15 protein-coding genes are annotated in these 17,360 nt (G+C 45.7%); all 15 read left to right on the top strand.

The genetic code is table 11. The annotated features are described in order from the left end of the window. Nucleotides 1–10: 10 nt before the first annotated feature. The 15 genes from AUP42_RS07180 to AUP42_RS07110 all read left to right on the top strand — a co-directional run bounded on the left by AUP42_RS07180 (nucleotide 11) and on the right by AUP42_RS07110 (nucleotide 17,358). Entirely contained in the window at nucleotides 11–514 is a 504-nt protein-coding gene (locus tag AUP42_RS07180) for a tripartite tricarboxylate transporter TctB family protein (RefSeq protein ID WP_062950264.1), read from the top strand. Next, entirely contained in the window at nucleotides 511–2,025 is a 1,515-nt protein-coding gene (locus AUP42_RS07175) for a tripartite tricarboxylate transporter permease (RefSeq protein ID WP_062950262.1), read from the top strand. Before AUP42_RS07180 ends, AUP42_RS07175 begins: the two co-directional genes overlap by 4 nt. 98 nt (nucleotides 2,026–2,123) lie before the next feature. After that, nucleotides 2,124–3,062, top strand: a complete 939-nt coding sequence (locus AUP42_RS07170) for an AEC family transporter (protein ID WP_062950260.1) — start codon at nucleotides 2,124–2,126, stop codon at nucleotides 3,060–3,062. A 228-nt stretch (nucleotides 3,063–3,290) separates the two neighbouring features. After that, nucleotides 3,291–4,958 (top strand): thiamine pyrophosphate-binding protein, encoded by a 1,668-nt coding sequence (locus AUP42_RS07165; RefSeq protein ID WP_062950258.1) that lies wholly within the window; start codon nucleotides 3,291–3,293, stop codon nucleotides 4,956–4,958. A gap of 198 nt (nucleotides 4,959–5,156) precedes the next feature. Further along, nucleotides 5,157–6,167 (top strand): UDP-glucose 4-epimerase GalE, encoded by a 1,011-nt coding sequence (gene galE, locus AUP42_RS07160; RefSeq protein ID WP_062950257.1) that lies wholly within the window; start codon nucleotides 5,157–5,159, stop codon nucleotides 6,165–6,167. After that, nucleotides 6,168–7,148: a GDP-L-fucose synthase family protein gene (locus tag AUP42_RS07155; protein WP_062950256.1), complete on the top strand. Its 981-nt coding sequence runs from the start codon at nucleotides 6,168–6,170 to the stop codon at nucleotides 7,146–7,148. Between the two features lies 1 nt (nucleotide 7,149). Beyond that, on the top strand, nucleotides 7,150–8,244 hold the full coding sequence (gmd, locus tag AUP42_RS07150) for a GDP-mannose 4,6-dehydratase (RefSeq protein WP_062950255.1): 1,095 nt from the start codon (nucleotides 7,150–7,152) through the stop codon (nucleotides 8,242–8,244). A gap of 106 nt (nucleotides 8,245–8,350) precedes the next feature. Further along, entirely contained in the window at nucleotides 8,351–10,078 is a 1,728-nt protein-coding gene (locus tag AUP42_RS07145) for an ABC transporter ATP-binding protein (protein WP_197468252.1), read from the top strand. Nucleotides 10,079–10,090: 12 nt separating this feature from the next. Beyond that, complete coding sequence (gene pseB, locus AUP42_RS07140) at nucleotides 10,091–11,089, top strand: UDP-N-acetylglucosamine 4,6-dehydratase (inverting) (protein WP_062950252.1); 999 nt, start codon at nucleotides 10,091–10,093, stop codon at nucleotides 11,087–11,089. Continuing rightward, nucleotides 11,089–12,240, top strand: coding sequence for a UDP-4-amino-4,6-dideoxy-N-acetyl-beta-L-altrosamine transaminase (gene pseC, locus AUP42_RS07135; RefSeq protein ID WP_062950250.1), 1,152 nt, complete (start codon nucleotides 11,089–11,091; stop codon nucleotides 12,238–12,240). Before pseB ends, pseC begins: the two co-directional genes overlap by 1 nt. Beyond that, nucleotides 12,240–13,127, top strand: a complete 888-nt coding sequence (locus AUP42_RS07130) for an aldo/keto reductase (RefSeq protein ID WP_062950248.1) — start codon at nucleotides 12,240–12,242, stop codon at nucleotides 13,125–13,127. The genes pseC and AUP42_RS07130 overlap by 1 nt, the downstream gene beginning before the upstream one ends. 56 nt (nucleotides 13,128–13,183) lie before the next feature. Next, nucleotides 13,184–14,488: an aminotransferase class III-fold pyridoxal phosphate-dependent enzyme gene (locus tag AUP42_RS07125; protein WP_062950246.1), complete on the top strand. Its 1,305-nt coding sequence runs from the start codon at nucleotides 13,184–13,186 to the stop codon at nucleotides 14,486–14,488. A gap of 7 nt (nucleotides 14,489–14,495) precedes the next feature. Next, on the top strand, nucleotides 14,496–15,575 hold the full coding sequence (locus tag AUP42_RS07120; RefSeq protein ID WP_062950245.1) for a PseG/SpsG family protein: 1,080 nt from the start codon (nucleotides 14,496–14,498) through the stop codon (nucleotides 15,573–15,575). Beyond that, on the top strand, nucleotides 15,569–16,591 hold the full coding sequence (locus AUP42_RS07115) for an N-acetylneuraminate synthase family protein (protein WP_062950244.1): 1,023 nt from the start codon (nucleotides 15,569–15,571) through the stop codon (nucleotides 16,589–16,591). Before AUP42_RS07120 ends, AUP42_RS07115 begins: the two co-directional genes overlap by 7 nt. 80 nt (nucleotides 16,592–16,671) lie before the next feature. Then, a complete protein-coding gene (locus AUP42_RS07110; protein WP_062950243.1) occupies nucleotides 16,672–17,358 on the top strand; it encodes an acetyltransferase in 687 nt (228 codons plus the stop codon). The last annotated feature ends 2 nt before the right edge of the window (nucleotides 17,359–17,360 follow it).

Raw genomic sequence — 17,360 nt, 5'->3', positions numbered from 1 at the left:
GATCACCTGAATGTCATCTTCCAGTTTTGCTGCGAAAAAAGGCAACCTTGTTCTGCCTCTTTTCCTTCTGATCATCACGACCGTCTATCTTGCAACGGCACTACAAATCACCCCTCAATTTGATGAGGGGCTTGTCGGTCCGTCGTTCGTTCCGGTTCTTGCATCGATCCTGATGTATGTTGCACTTGGCTTTGTTTTTCGCGACATCCTGCGCGCACCAGCCCCAACCGATGACGCAGCAGGCGATGAAGTGACAGAAGAAGACAAACCATCCCTTGCGGCCGCCATCAAAATCGTCCTTGCCACCGCGATCTATATCGCGGTTTTCAAAACGCTGGGCTACCCGCTGTCGACCTTTCTTTACGTCTATGCGTTGCTGTTTTTCTTCAAGCTAGAGAATACCGGCCAAATCCGCCGTATCGCATATTCGGCAATCATCACTGCTGTGTTCTATGTTCTGTTTGCCGTGATTTTCCAGGTACGATTGCCCATGCTGGAGGGCCTATTGCCATGAATTTCATTCTGGAAATTCTGGGCGGATTTAGCGCCCTCGCCTCGCCCGAAGTATTGGCCTATATGGTCATCGGCTTTTTGATCGGGACGTTCTTTGGCGCTGTACCCGGTCTGACATCGGTTCTTGCCATCGCCCTGCTATTACCGATCACCTACAGCCTTGATGTTGTTCCCGCACTTGTCATGTGCGCGTCGATCTTCATGTCGGGCATGTATGCAGGCTCGATCACGGCAACGACGATCAACATCCCTGGCGCACCATCATCGATGATGACCTCGATCGAGGGTTATGCCTTGATGAAAAAGGGCCAAGGTGCAAATGCACTTGGTCATGCCGCTCTTGGATCAATGATCGGCGGTGTTGTTGGTGCATTGCTTTTGATTGCGCTGACACCGGTTGCTGCCAAGGTTTCGCTTCTGATCCAAACCCCGGGCAAGTTTTCTCTTATCCTGTTTGCCTTGGTTGTGATCGTGATTTCCCAGCGCGATGCAATTGCCAAAGGAACGATTGCCACCCTGCTGGGCATTATGATCGCCACGATCGGCATTGATGTCATGCAGCCGATTGCACGATTTAACTTTGGCACGGAAACGCTGGTCGAGGGCATCGACATGATGCCTCTGATCATCGGCACCTTTGCCATAAGCGAGATCCTGTATCAGGCGCAGCAAAGCCGCGATCCTCTGACAATTGATGCCGATACCCGCAATCTGTCGCCTATCCGTCGAAAAGACTTCTTACCGAGCTGGCATGAAATCCGCGAAATCGGGTTTTTCACATATCTGAAAAGCGCATTGATCGGATACTTTATCGGCATCCTTCCGGGTGCCGGCGGATCAATGGCAGCCTTTGTCTCCTATGCCGAAGCCATGCGCAAATCCAAAAAGCCCGGGGAATATGGCAAGGGTTCGCGCGAAGGCATTGCCGCGGCTGAAACCGCGAACAATTCCATGTGCGGCGGGGCGTTTGTGCCGATGTTGATGTTCGGTATTCCGGGCGACCCGACAACGGCAATCGTGCTGGGAGTTTTGATTATCAACGGCCTTCAGCCAGGACCACGGCTTCTGGATACGCAGCTTGATCTCATTGCGCCGATGTTTGCGTCGCTTCTGATCAGTGCATTGATCCTTATCCCGCTGACACTGTATTTGCTGGGTCCGTACTTCGTTAAAATCGTCTCGATCCGCAAGGCACTGCTTTATTCGTGCATCGCAGTTGTCGCATTGGTCGGAAGCTACGTTGCGACCTATTCACCATTCCAGATGATGCTGGCACTTGTTTTCGGGATTCTGGCATTTTTCCTGCGCAAACAGAATTACCCCACCGTCACCTTGCTGCTGGGCTTTATTCTGGGGCCGGATCTTGAACAGTATCTGAGACGGGCGCTGTCCTTAAACGACGGAAACCCCTTAACATTCCTGACCAGCCCGGACAGTCTTTTCTTCCTCGTTCTAACGGTTATCTTTTTCTACTTCATGGTCATCCGCGTACCAAAGACACCAAAAACCTGATCTATTGATTGCCGAACTTGCCACCTTCCTCATCCTCCTCCCGGGGCGGGTGGCATTTTTTCGCCCCGGATTTCAAAAAGCCCAGATCAGGAAACACAATGCTGCTGAACCTTATTGATCAGCTCGGACCCATTTTTCTGCTGGTAGCAGCGGGATTTGCTCTCGCCAAAATCGGTTTGATCGGGGCTACCGCAATTGACGGGCTGACCAAGATGACGTTCTGGACGCTGATCCCGGCAACATTGTTCCTGACAATCTCGGCAAACAGGGTTTCAGAGCTATTCAATTTATCAATATGGATCGCCTATTACGGTGCTGTTGTCATCACCGCGATTTCCGTTTTTGTTTTGTTGAAAACAGGCCGAAAAAACAGCACACCCGAAGCCATTGTTCTGGCCTTTGGCGCGATATTTTCCAATATCGGCATGCTCGGCATTCCGGTTGTCGATATCCTGTTCGGGCATGAGGGGTTGCTCGTACTGGCAACCATATTGTGCATTCATGCCGTCAGCCTTTTGACTTCAACCATCCTGCTTCTCGAATGGAGCCGCAACAGAACTGGCAACCCGGCAACCATTCTTGGTAAAACCCTGCGCGCGCAGATATGTAATCCAATCATCATAGCCATTATCTGCGGCATTGTTGTTGCCGCATCGGGTGTCGTCCTGCCAACGGTCGCGTTGACATTCTTCGGCATGCTCAAAGCTGCGATGCCACCTATTGCACTGATGCTGATCGGTGCAAGAATCTACGGACAAAAATTGCGCGGAAATCTGGGCACCAGTATAACCGGTGCAATTGCAAAGGTTTGCATGATGCCAGGACTTGTATTCCTGATTGGTACTGCATTGCATTTGCCGCTCCGTACACTGGCACCCGCGATCATGATTGCCGCACTGCCCCCGGGAGTGAACTCTGTTCTGATGGCGTCAAGCTACGAAATCGCGCGGGAACGAACGGCAACAACAATGCTGGTTGCGACACTGCTGTCGGTTGCGATCCTCCCCCTACTCGCTTTTATGCTCGCCTTTAAATAGGCAACCTACGTTCGCATTAAGACATGATGGAAACAAGCCCCGGCAGCTTAAAATCACCCCATAATTCTTATCTGTGGTTCATCCTATCTGGAAAGATTGCAATAATTGCCAAAAAAAACCTTGTTTTGGCGTTCCGCACATCTTTACGGGCAGGTTTAACCATGCTGAAATCCAGCCACGCGCAAAAGCGCCCCACCATGACAATGCGCCATCTTCATGGAGCCCCGAATGTCTAATACTGCGGAAATGCGTCACGGCGGACGCATACTGGTCGATCAACTTGCTCTTCACGGCTGCGAACGGGTTTATCTTGTTCCCGGTGAAAGCTATCTGGCCGTTCTGGACGGTCTGGTCGACCATCCCGATATCGAACCAATCATCTGCCGTCAGGAAGGTGGTGCCGCCATCATGGCCGAGGCACACGGAAAACTGACCGGAAAGCCCGGCATTTGCATGGTCACCCGCGGACCAGGTGCCACCAATGCATCAGCAGGTGTGCATGTCGCCCATCAGGACAGCACCCCGATGATCCTTCTCGTCGGGCAAATCGGACGGGACATGGTCGACCGTGAAGCATTCCAGGAAGTCGACTATCGTAAGATGTTCGAACCGCTTTGCAAGTGGGTCGCCCAGATCGATGACATCAACCGCATCCCTGAATATATCAGCCACGCCTATCATATCGCGACCTCCGGTCGCCCCGGACCGGTCGTGCTTGCCCTTCCGGAAGACATGCTGTCATCGGCAGCCGAGGTTGCCAATGCCAAACCCTATGTCCCGATCGAAGCCAAAACCGCCCCAGAAGACGTCGCCCGTTTCCGTGGCGCACTGGCAGATGCAAAGCGGCCGATCATGATCGTTGGTGGTGGTGGTTGGACCGCAGAAACCACTGAAAACCTTAAATCGTTTGCAAAACGAAACAATGTTGCGATCGCCACCAGTTTCCGCTGTCAGGACTATATCCCAAACACGCACAGCCATTTCATTGGCGATGTCGGCATCGGGATCAATCCGGAACTGGCGAAATTCATTCGCGAAAGCGACCTTGTGATCCTTGTCGGATCGCGCATGGGGGAAATGACCAGTAGCGGTTACAGCCTGCTTGAAATTCCCTGCCCGAAACAGAAACTGATCCATGTTTATGCTGGCCCGGATGAACTGGGTCGTGTTTATCGTCCTGATATCGCAATCAATGCATCCCAACGATCATTCATCCGTGCGATTACCATGATGGAACCGGTGGATGGAAGTGGACGGGAAGAACAGATTGAAACGGCCCACGCTTCATATCTGAAATTCTCGACGCCGCTTGATACGCCAGGCGATGTAAAGATGGCGCATGTTGTCGCAAAGCTTCGCGAAATCCTGCCCGAAGACGCCATTGTGACCAACGGGGCCGGCAACTATGCCGCCTTCCTGCATCGATTCTTCCGGTATGGCAAATATCGTACCGAACTTGCACCGACTTCGGGCTCGATGGGATATGGCCTTCCTGCATCTGTGGCCGCCAAGCTGACCCATCCGGACCGGCCGTCGATCTGCCTTGCCGGTGACGGATGCTTTTTGATGCACGGCCAGGAATTCGCAACAGCAGTTCAGTATGGTGCGAACATCATCGTAATCGTGGTCAATAACGGTATGTTCGGCACCATCCGCATGCATCAGGAACGCAATTATCCCGGTCGCGTTTCCGGTACCCAATTGCACAACCCGGATTTTGCGGCCTACGCTGTTGCCTTTGGCGGGCATGGCGAAACCGTCACCAAAACCGAAGATTTCGGCCCGGCTTTTGAACGTGCCATGAATTCGGGAAAACCGGCGATTATAGAGGTGCAGGTTGATCCGCAGGCCCTGACACCAATCAAAACACTGGATCAGATTCGCGCCGACCGTTAAAAGGCACGATTGGGAAAGCAAAATTAGTCTCAGAAAAACTTAAAAAAATTCGTTCAATCTAGAGCTTTCATTCCAAAAGAATGAATACCAATATTCATCAAAAGTGTGACGATACAAGTATCTGAAAACCGAAGTCACCTAAATGAATTTGAAAATATATTTTCAGAAAGTAGCACTTCAAACAAAAGGGACTCCAGAATGAATGTATTAATTACCGGCGGCACCGGATACATAGGGAGTCATATATGCTCTGTTTTAATGGATGAATTCAAAAACACAACCATAATCGATAATTTATCAAATAGCAAAATGAAAACAATTCATAATTTGAAAAAAATATCTAAAAATCCAATAAATTTTATTGCTGGAGATGTAAGGGATACAAATCTTGTATATAAAACTATAAAAGAAAATAAAATAAATCACGTCATACACTTGGCCGGATTGAAATCCGTCAGTAACTCGACTGAATTCCCAATCGAATACTACGACAACAATGTGAGCGGGACTATAAGTCTTCTTCAAGCTATGAATTTAGCAAATGTTAAAAGCCTCGTATTCAGCAGCAGCGCCACCGTTTATGGGGCCCCACAATACCTCCCCCTAGACGAAGCCCACCCCACTGCCGCAATAAATCCCTATGGCCGAAGTAAACTACATATTGAAGAAATCCTTCGGGACACAGCACATTCAAACCCAGATTGGCGTATAGCTTGCCTACGCTACTTCAATCCCGTTGGGTCCCACGAAAGCGGCATAATAGGTGACGAGCCAAATGGCACCCCACAAAATTTAATGCCATACCTCGCACAAGTTGCCGCAGGAATGCGCCCGGAACTGAACATATACGGGAATGATTATAACACCACGGACGGCACCGGGGTCAGAGATTACATTCACATAATGGACTTAGCAGAGGGGCATATTGCAGCGCTCGACTTCCTCGCAGCGCAAGCAAGCTTTCACACCTTCAATCTGGGAACCGGGAGGGGCTACAGCGTTTTAGAATTACTGAATTGTTTTGAAATAGCGTGCGGAAAAACAATTCCCCATCGATTCCTAGCTCGCCGCCCCGGCGACGTAGCAGAATGCTACGCTGCAACTGAAAAAGCAAAAACCCATCTTGGCTGGCACCCCAAGCGAAGCCTAGAGGAAATGTGCGAAAGCTCTTGGAACTTCCAGAAAATGTTAGAAAATCCGAGGAATTAAATGGCTGAACCGAACAGAATTTACATCGCAGGCCACAACGGAATGGTTGGCGCTGCCATTCTTCGCAAATTATCGACCAAGAACCGGAAGAACGTGATAATTACGAGATCACACTCGGAACTAGATCTTAAAGATCAAAAAAAAGTCCAGGAATTCTTTAAAAAAGAAAAGCCAACACACGTATATATCGCAGCAGCAAAGGTTGGGGGAATTCATGCAAACAATACATATCCAGCCGACTTCATATATGACAACTTAATGATTCAATCGAATGTCATTGACGCAGCTTTTCAAAGCGGCGTCAAAAAGCTGCTCTTTCTTGGATCAAGTTGCATATACCCCAAACATGCACCTCAACCGATCCCAGAGAGCTCATTATTGACTGGCCCGCTTGAAGCAACTAACGAGCCATACGCTATCGCAAAGATCGCTGGTATTAAACTTTGCGAAAGCTACAATCGACAATATGGAGACAGCCACGGCATTGAATATAGAAGCATTATGCCGACAAACTTGTATGGCCCTGGCGACAACTACCACCCAACAAATTCGCATGTAATCCCCGCCCTAATACGACGGTTTCATCAAGCCAAAGCGGAGAAATCGCCGACTGTTACGGTTTGGGGCACCGGCAGCCCGCTAAGAGAATTTCTTCACGTCGATGACATGGCTTCCGCATGCATTCACGTCATGAACCTTGAGAAATATACTCGCGTAGCTTCACTTAGCCATATCAATGCAGGTAGCGGTTTTGAAATAACAATTCGTGAACTAGCTCACATAATAGGCAATATCGTAGACTTCAAAGGTGAAATTGTCTTCGACAAAAAAATGCCCGACGGCACTCCCCGAAAATTGCTGGACAGCTCGCTACTCAAATCTCTCGGCTGGAAACCAGCTTTCGAATTTGAATCTGGTATAAAAAACGCTTACGAAGACTTTTTGCATACAATCTCGAATGAAGGCCACAAGGAAATATAAAATGACAGCATCAACCAAAGTAGCCCTTATCACAGGTATCACGGGCCAAGATGGTGCCTACCTTGCAGAGCTTTTACTAGAGAAAGGTTACATAGTTCACGGCATCAAACGCCGAACCAGCCTGTTCAACACGGATCGCATAGATCATTTATACAAAGACAGGCACGAAACTGATGTGAGATTCTTTCTCCATCATGGCGATTTAACCGATAGTTCCAGCCTAATTCGCATCATCAAACAGACACAGCCCGATGAGATATACAACTTAGCCGCACAAAGCCATGTCGCCGTCAGCTTCGAAGAGCCTGAATATACTGCAAATTCGGACGCACTAGGAGTACTGAGAATCCTTGAAGCCATTCGCATATTAGGCTTAGAGAAAAAGACAAAGTTTTATCAAGCCAGCACATCTGAACTATATGGCTTGGTACAAGAAACACCACAGAAAGAAACAACTCCATTTTATCCACGAAGCCCTTATGCTGTGGCAAAACTATATGGATACTGGATTGTAGTAAACTATAGAGAAGCGCATGGCATTTTTGCATGTAACGGCATTCTATTTAACCATGAGAGCCCAATTCGCGGCGAAACCTTTGTGACAAGAAAAATCACGCGTGGACTAGCTAGGATAAAACTTGGCCTGCAAGACTGCCTATATTTAGGAAACCTTGACGCTAAACGAGACTGGGGGCATGCAAAGGATTACGTGGAAATGCAATGGATGATGATGCAGCAAAAATCTCCCGAGGACTTTGTAATTGCTACCGGCGTCCAGTATAGCGTTAGAGATTTTATTAACACTGCCTCGAAAAAACTAGGCATCGAAATTAATTGGAAAGGAGAAGGGATTAACGAAAAAGGTTTTGATTCTTCAGGAAAATGCATTGTATCCGTTGATCCATCTTATTTTCGCCCAACAGAAGTAGAAACATTACTTGGGGACGCGACTAAAGCAAAAGAAAAGTTAAATTGGGAACCAAAGATCTCTTTTGAAGAATTAGTATCAGAGATGGTATCAGAAGATTTAAAATCGGCCGAAAGAGATGAGTTAATAAAGAAACATGGATATAGAAACATGAACTATCATGAATAAGTTAAAAAATTAATCTAGAGAATTCAATAAATTACGAACAATAAACCACAGGCGGAAAATGAACTTAAATTCATTTACTTCACTTATCACGAACCTGTGGAAACACATGACAAGAAGAAGAAAAATTCAATTTCTTCTTCTTCTTGTCATGATTGCATTAGGATCAGTAGCAGAGATGTTCAGCATCGGCGCAGTTGTTCCTTTCATTAGCGCTTTGGTAAATCCGGAGAAAGTTTTCTCACATCCATTATCACAGCCAATTATTTCAGCTCTTGATCTGCAACATCCGAAACAAATAATCGTCCCTCTCACAATAGTTTTCTGTATATTTGCCGTAGTTGCCGGTATATTTAGAATATTACTTCTATATGCATCGACACGATTCTCATTCTCTGTTGGAGCAGATTTAAGCATCGATGTATACAGAAGGACAATGTATCAGCCATATATTGTTCATGTATCCAGAAATAGCAGTGAAATAATCAACGGTATCACGGGAAAGATAGCAATGCTTATTTCCTCAATACTGACACCTTTCCTCAATCTCATAAGTTCGATGTCTATATTGACTGGAATATTTGTCACATTAATAGCAATAGACCCGATTATAGCAATAACTTCAGGCGCATCCATAGGTGCAATATATGTAGCGGTGGCCTTTACATTTAAGCGCCACCTTCGCGAAAACAGTGAATGCATTGCTCGCGAGTCAACCCGAGTAATTCAAGCGCTACAAGAAGGCCTAGGCGGAATCCGTGATGTACTCATTGACGGCACGCAAGATGCTTACTGCGATGTATATAGAAACGCTGATCGACCACTAAGATTGGCGCAAGCAAGGAATACATTCGCCAGCACAAGCCCCCGATACTTCATGGAAATGCTCGGCATGATCGTAATCGCCACCCTTGCTGCAAGTATGACTCAAAGCCAATCCGGCGGCATCTCGGATGCCCTCCCGGTATTAGGAGCTCTTGCGCTTGGAGCTCAACGATTATTGCCGCTCCTGCAACAAGTTTACAATGCTTATGCAACGATAGTAGGGGCCGAAGCGTCACTCCGAGATGCATTGGCCCTACTTAATCAACCCATTCCCGAATACGCAGATCACTCTCATTCCACTACGATCAAGTTCGACAAAAGAATTTTGCTCGAAAATGTCGGTTTCCAATACGGCAATAATAATTTATGGGCCGTAAGAGGCATCAACATCAACATCCCTAAAGGCAGCAAAGTTGGCTTTATTGGAGAAACCGGAGCCGGGAAAAGCACTCTGATAGATCTCATAATGGCGCTCCTGAGCCCGACAGAAGGCGAAATATTCATCGACGACCAGGCAATCACCCAAGAGAACTTTCGGAGCTGGCAATCTCGGCTTGCCCATGTACCTCAAAGCATATTTTTGTCTGACACCACCATAGCGGAAAACATCGCATTTGGCACACCTCAAGACAAAATTGATATGAATCGCGTCAGGGAAGCGGCAAAAAAGGCGCAAATTGCATCTGTAATAGAAGCCCTGCCTCGTCAATACTCAACAGTTGTTGGAGAAAGAGGAGTTCGTCTATCAGGAGGCCAAAGACAACGCGTTGGCATCGCAAGAGCACTCTATAAGAAAGCCGACACAATTATTCTTGATGAAGCAACAAGCGCTCTCGATAGCGTAACAGAGCGTGCTGTTATGGATGCAATAGAGAATTTGGGAAACGGGATAACCATCTTGATCATTGCCCACCGCACAACAACTCTAAGAAATTGCGATTTTATCATATCTATGCAACCAAATGGGACATGTCGAAAAATCCGATACCAAGATTTAGAAACAACGCAATGATGCAAAGAAAACATGCTTAAAAATTCCTCGATTCTCATTACCGGCGGTACAGGATCCTTTGGTCATACATTTGTACCAATGACTCTTGCCAAATATAATCCACGTAGATTGGTTATCTTTTCTCGCGATGAAATGAAGCAATGGGAAATGGCCAAAATATATGGTGATGATGACAGGGTCCGTTTTTTTATTGGTGACATTCGCGACAAGGACCGACTGATTCGTGCCCTAGACGGAATTGACTTTGTCGTACATGCAGCAGCGACAAAAATTGTACCAACCGCAGAGTACAACCCGTTTGAGTGCGTAAAGACCAATATTATTGGAGCGATGAACTTAATTGATGCCAGCATAGACCGGGGAGTAAAGCGCGTTGTAGCCTTATCGACAGACAAGGCAAGCGCTCCCGCCAACTTATACGGAGCAACAAAACTTGCCTCAGACAAACTTTTTGTTGCCGGAAATGCTTATTCTGGAGGCGGTGATGCTCGCTTTGGTGTGGTTCGCTATGGAAACGTTATGGGCTCACGTGGATCGGTAATACCTTTCTTTGCAAGCCTGGTCGACAAAGGCACACTGCCGATCACTGACCCCAGAATGACGCGCTTCATGATTACTTTGGAGCAAGGGGTAGAACTGGTATGGCACGCATTTAACGATATGGTTGGAGGAGAAATATACGTAAAAAAAATACCATCAATGAGCATTACTGAAATAGCGACAGCCGTTGCCCCTCAAGCAAAACATGAAATTATCGGCATCAGGCCCGGTGAAAAACTACATGAGCAAATGATTGGCGTTGAGGATGTTCTCTACACTTACGAATACAATGACTACTACAAAATTCTTCCTGCTATACACGGGTGGGACACCGATCCAATGCGAATTAGAAATGGAAAAAAAGTAGAATCAGATTTCATATATTCATCTGATAGCAATCCAGAACGAATGAGCATAGATTATTTGAGAAAATGGATTACCGATAACAGAGAAAAGATCGGGAATATCTAATGATACCTTATGGTCGACAAGATATTACCTCAGAGGACATAGATGCTGTCGTAGGCGTTCTACAATCAGATTTTCTGACTCAAGGTCCTCAGGTACCTCACTTTGAAAATAAACTGATAACTTATACAGGGGTTAAACACGCGATAGCGGTTAACAGCGCGACCTCTGCGCTCCATATTTCTTGCCTAGCTCTTGGTTTGGGACCGGGTGACTATTTATGGACAACGCCTATTACTTTTGCCGCTTCCGCAAATTGCGCCCTTTATTGCGGGGCAAGAGTTGATTTTGTCGATATAGATCCGGACACCGGCAATATTTGCGTTCTCGCACTTGAGAAAAAACTGTTGCTCGCGGAAAAAACCGGGACCCTACCCAAAATTGTTATGCCCGTTCATTTGGCAGGCCGCCCTTGCGAAATGAGAACTATTCACGCTTTAGGGAAGCGGTTCGGCTTTAGTGTGATCGAAGACGCATCTCACGCAGTGGGTGCTCAGTACATGAACACATCAGTCGGAGACTGTCGGTACAGTGACATAACCATCTTCAGCTTCCATCCTGTCAAGATTATAACGACAGCCGAAGGTGGAGCGGCCCTAACAAATAGCGGGAAACTGGCAGAGCGCCTAAGACTTCTTCGTAGCCATGGCATTACTCGGGATCCCAAGCAAATGGAAGAAATACCACAGGGGGACTGGTATTATGAGCAAATAACCTTGGGATTTAATTATCGGATGAATGACATCCAGGCAGCTCTCGGCAGCAGTCAAATTGAAAGACTTGATAGCTACATAAATCGAAGGAGAGATATTGCCAAGAATTATGATATATTATTAAAAAGCCTTCCAATTTCACTTTTCGAATACGCTGATAATTCATCTTATCATTTATACACCGTACGCATTGATGACAAATTTTCTCAGACGAACAGAAACGAGGTCTTCAAAAGAATGCGTCAGCATGGTGTTGGAGTAAATGTACATTACATACCAGTTCATTTTCACCCCTATTATCGCAAGCTCGGGTTCAAATCCGGCGATTTTCCTGCAGCAGAAAAGTATTATTTGGAAGCAATGACCCTTCCTATTTACCCAAAACTGAAAGACCATGAGCTACAGTTTATAGCTAGTAGATTAGCTTCGGCATTGTCATAATGAACGCAAGGCCTCAGAGAAATCGCATTGCACTGGGCACAGTACAGTTTGGCATGCCCTACGGGATATCCAACACATCAGGGAAAGTACCCTTTAGTGAAGTTGAGAGAATGCTCGATTTCGCTTCAGAGAAGGGAGTAAACACGCTTGATACTGCGATAGGATATGGAGACAGCGAAAAAGTACTGGGGAGAGCCGGCGTAGGCACCTTCCAGATCGTAAGTAAATTGCCCCCCATCCCGGAAAGAGAAGCAGATGTAAAGTCATGGGTCAAAAGACAAATTGATCAGTCACTATCCAACTTAAATTTAGATCATATATATGCATTATTACTTCATAAACCAGATGATTTACTTGGAGAACACGGGAAAGATATAGCCCTCGCCCTCACAGAGATTAGATCTGAAGGGATAATCAGAAAATTAGGGGTATCAATATACTCTCCGGATAATTTTAATGAACTCTCTGAAAAAATAGACATCGATTTAGTACAGTGCCCATTCAATATAATGGACAGGCGAATGTTGCTAAATAACTGGGATTTAAATCTTAAAAAGTTAAATATAGAAATTCACACAAGATCTGTTTTTCTACAAGGCTTGCTGTTAATGCCCAAAAGCGCCATTCCCAGGAAATTCGATAGATGGGCACCTATTCTGGAAAAATGGCACAATTGGCTGGAAGAATATGGCCAGTTACCGGCACAAACATGCCTTGCCCTCGCACTTTCAACTAGCTCAATTGATCGAGTACTAATTGGCGCAACAAATCTAAACCAGTTAGAAGAAAACTTGAAATTCGCCGAGCTTTCTAGCAGTATTTCGTATCCGGATTTGGCATGTACAGATGAAGATTTAATCAATCCATCTCGCTGGGAAACAATTTAGTTCTAAAATTTTCCACTAAGTCAAGCCTCCTCCCCTTATCTTAAATGAGATGCAAAATGCGTTCAGGCCAAAAACTGTGGCAGCGTGCCAAAAACATCATCCCCGGAGGCAATATGCTTCTCTCCAAGAGAGCAGAAATGTTTCTGCCGGAACAGTGGCCCGCTTATTACAGTAAGGCAAAAGGCTGTAAAATTTGGGACCTCGATGGCAAAGAGTATATTGACATGTGCATCATGGGGATTGGCACAAACACTCTGGGCTACAGCCATGAAGAAGTTGACGCTGCTGTTACGGCAACTGTCGCATCTGGCAACATGTCAACATTGAATGCTGCAGAAGAAGTATACTTAGCGGAAAAGTTGATAGAAATTCATCCTTGGGCAGACATGGCAAGGTTCGCACGTTCAGGGGGGGAAGCGAATGCAATCGCAATCCGTATCGCACGTGCAGCCTCGAACAAAGACAAAGTCGCAATCTGTGGTTATCACGGCTGGCACGACTGGTATCTGGCAGCAAATCTCGGTGACGACAATCACCTTGCAGGACATCTCTTGCCCGGACTTGACCCCAAAGGAGTCCCCCAGAATCTTAAGGGATCAGTATTCCCATTCAATTACAACGACTACGATGAACTAGAAAACCTTGTGAACACTCATGACATTGGTGTGATCAAGATGGAAGTCATGCGAAATCAAGGTCCGCAAAACGATTTTCTTTATAAAGTAAGAGAACTTGCCACACGACGCGGAATTGTTCTTATTTTTGATGAATGCACTTCCGGTTTTAGGCAAACCTTTGGCGGCATACACAAGATGTTTGGCGTCGAACCCGATATCGCGATGTTTGGAAAAGCGCTTGGAAACGGCTATGCGGTTACCGCCATCATTGGGCGCAGAGAAGTCATGGAGGCAGCACAGTCAACGTTTATTAGCAGCACGTTCTGGACAGAACGCATCGGATCAACAGCTGCACTGAAAACGCTTGAGATAATGGAGCGGGAAAAATCTTGGGAAAAGATTACGGAAACAGGCACAGAAGTCACCAAACGCTGGAAATTGCTCGCAGATAAGCATGGACTTAGCATTACGACATCCGGGTTGCCCGCAATAGCTAGTTTTGGCTTCACTGGCCCTAACTCTCTGGCTTATAAAACATTGATTACTCAAGAAATGCTCTCTAGAGGCTATTTAGCAAGTAATTTGCTATTCTCAAGCACCGCTCATACGCCAGAAATAATTGATGGCTATTTTGAGGCTCTAGAATCCGTCTTCTCACTGATCAAAGAGTGTGAGGAGGGAAGGGATATTAGTACTTTACTCAAGGGCCCGGTATGTCACGCAGGATTCAAAAGATTGAATTAGTCTTTCCATGATAATTCCTGGAAAAATCCTAAAAATAATTTTTGTTACCGCATCCGGAAATGATATTGGATTGGGGCACCTCCGTCGTTGCCTTACATTGGCAAACTCGTTTTCGAGGAAAGAAACGGAGATATCGTTTCTAATTATAAGCCGCGATCCGCAACTTCCTAGAGTGATTATTGACTCCGGATATTCGCACGTTCAGTCCGATTACCTCGATAAAGATGAGTGTTATTCATCTTTATCGAAGTTACCCGAGAGCGCCGACTTAGTTATTGTTGATGTTCTTTATCCAAAATTTTCGGAAGAATGTAAAAATACTCTAGCGTTCTTCCGGAAGATGAGAAGTCTTGGAAGATTTGTTGTTGCAATCGACGTCCTCGACCACAACTCCGTTTCCAAGAACACAGACGAGCCCCTGTTTGATCTTATTGTTCATCCATATGTCTCTTTAATTACAACCAATCGCTCCTCAGCCGGAAAAAACCTGTTGGCCGGAGCACAATATGCGATATTGCCCCCCGAATACGCACAACTGATTCGTCGTCGGCACCGAAAACATGCAAATCACGTTCTCGTACTCAGTGGTGGATCAGATCGAGACGCATTCACTCTGAAAATTCTTGAGGCCTTGGAAAATTTTGAACCAACACTGGATATTTCGGTAATTATTGGGCCTCTTTTTTCTGACAAACTGATCCACCAGATTGAAGATGTTTTGGACTCATCAACTAATCGCATAAAACTGCACAACGCTCCGGAAAATTTACGAAGTCAAATGCTCTCCTGCGATATGGCGATTAGTGCAAGCGGTTTGACCAAGTACGAATTGGCCGCAACCGGCACACCGGCATTAATATTCTCAATAGACTTAGTCCATGCTGAAATTAATCGCCCATTTTCCGAAAAAAAAACTGCGATAGACATCGGTGTTGGAATATCCCGCGATTTAGTAGCATCAGAGACACGAAAACTGTTATCAGATATAGAGTTGCGGAAACAAATATCCCGCTCTGGCCAAGAGCTGATAGATGGGCTCGGAACCCAACGTTTAATAAATGAAATTAAAAAGGTGTTATTTTGTTAAATAATAATCTGGTAATTGCTAATAAGACAATTGGCACAGAAACATCCCCTTATATAATCGCAGAGATTGGGTCAAACTTTGACAAAGATTTTGACAAAGCGCTTCGGCTAATTGACGTTGCTGCAGAAGCCGGTGCAGATGCTGTAAAATTTCAGCTCTTTCGTGCAAATAAATTATACCCGAATGGCGGAGAGCTATACGACATATTCAAATCAATAGAACTTGATCCAAACTGGGTTCCCAAACTTAGAGATCACGCAAGCAGCAGAAACGTGCACTTTATGGCATCAGCATTTGACTTTGATTCGTTGAATGTTTTGGAAGATGCCAAAGTACCTGCTCACAAGATTGCATCTTCAGAAACGACCAATCTGGGTTTCCTGCATCAAATTGCGAAAACCCAGAAGCCATTAATTATATCAACCGGAATGTGTGACTTTGTCGATGTGCTGGAAGCAGTGAACACTTGCATAGCAGCAGGCAACAGAAACATAGCACTAATGCAATGCGGTGCACTCTACCCATTACCGATAGACCTTAGCAACTTGAACGTCATTCGTTCATTTTCTGCTCAATTTGGCTGCCCAGTCGGTTTCTCCGATCATACAACCGGACACGTGGCTGCCAGTACTGCAATCGGCTTGGGAGCTTGTATTTTTGAGAAACACATCACCTTAGACCGCTCATCAGCCGGACCAGATCACTTCTATGCTTTGGAACCCGAGGATTTGAAAGCTTATATAGAAACGATCCGTCAGTCACATCAGGCACTTGGCAGCTTTGATAAAGAAATGCTGCCCAAGGAACGAGAAATCGGTCGCCGCGAAGGCTTATATTTTTCTCGCTCCCTAAAAAGCGGAGAGACAATTAGTAGCTCGGATATAGAAATTAAAAGGCCTGCTTTGGGCTTGCGCTCTCGATACTCCAATTCGATTGTCGGCGCCAAACTAAGTAAAGATGTTGAAAAAGATCAACCCATTACTTGGGAAGCGATAATTTTCGGAGATTTAAAATGAATCAAAATAATTTGGTGAACGTAAAGGACTCTTGGAATCTCCCACTAGAGTTTCTTATCGCAATTTGTCGGTAGTAGAAAATGTCAAAGCCAATAGTGATTTTTGGATCGGCTGAGATGGCAAGTCTGGCGAAGTTTTACTTCGAGCAGGATAGCGATCGAAATGTTGTTGCTTTTACGGTCGATAATGAATTCGCGAACAAAGATAGTTTCGAAGGGCTACCATTACTGCCGTTCTCTGAAACGGTTAAAAAATATCCCGCAGAAAAATATGAAATGCACGTAGCCCTGTCATACAACAGACTTAATCGTCTTAGACAAGATAAGTACGAACAAGCAAAACAAGCAGGGTACACCTTAACATCTTATGTCTGCAGCAAATCTGTTACATGGCCTGATCTGCGTATTGGAGACAATTGCTTTATTCTGGAGAACCAGACGATCCAACCAGGCGTTACAATTGGCAACAATGTAATGATTTGGTCTGGAAATCATTTGGGACACGGCAGCTGCGTTAAAGACCATACGTATATTGCATCGCACGTTGTAATTTCTGGTCATAGCATTGTCGGCCAGAGATGCTTTCTCGGTGTTAATGCAACCATTAAAGATTTCACAAAGATTGGCGATGATTGCTTTATTTCAATGGATGCATCCGTAACAAAAGATATGCTTGACGGATCCGTCGCGCTTGGTTCTCCCGCAGAAGTTTTCAATACGGATGATCGCCGGGCCAAAGCACTAAAAAAAATGTACTTCAAGGTTTAGCA

Origin of the sequence: Thalassospira lucentensis, from assembly GCF_001613805.1 — a bacterium.
In the GTDB taxonomy this organism is placed as follows: Bacteria; Pseudomonadota; Alphaproteobacteria; order Rhodospirillales; family Thalassospiraceae; genus Thalassospira; species Thalassospira lucentensis_A.
The sequence above is the reverse complement of the archived record's forward strand: the minus strand, read 5'-3'. Positions and strand labels throughout refer to the sequence as shown.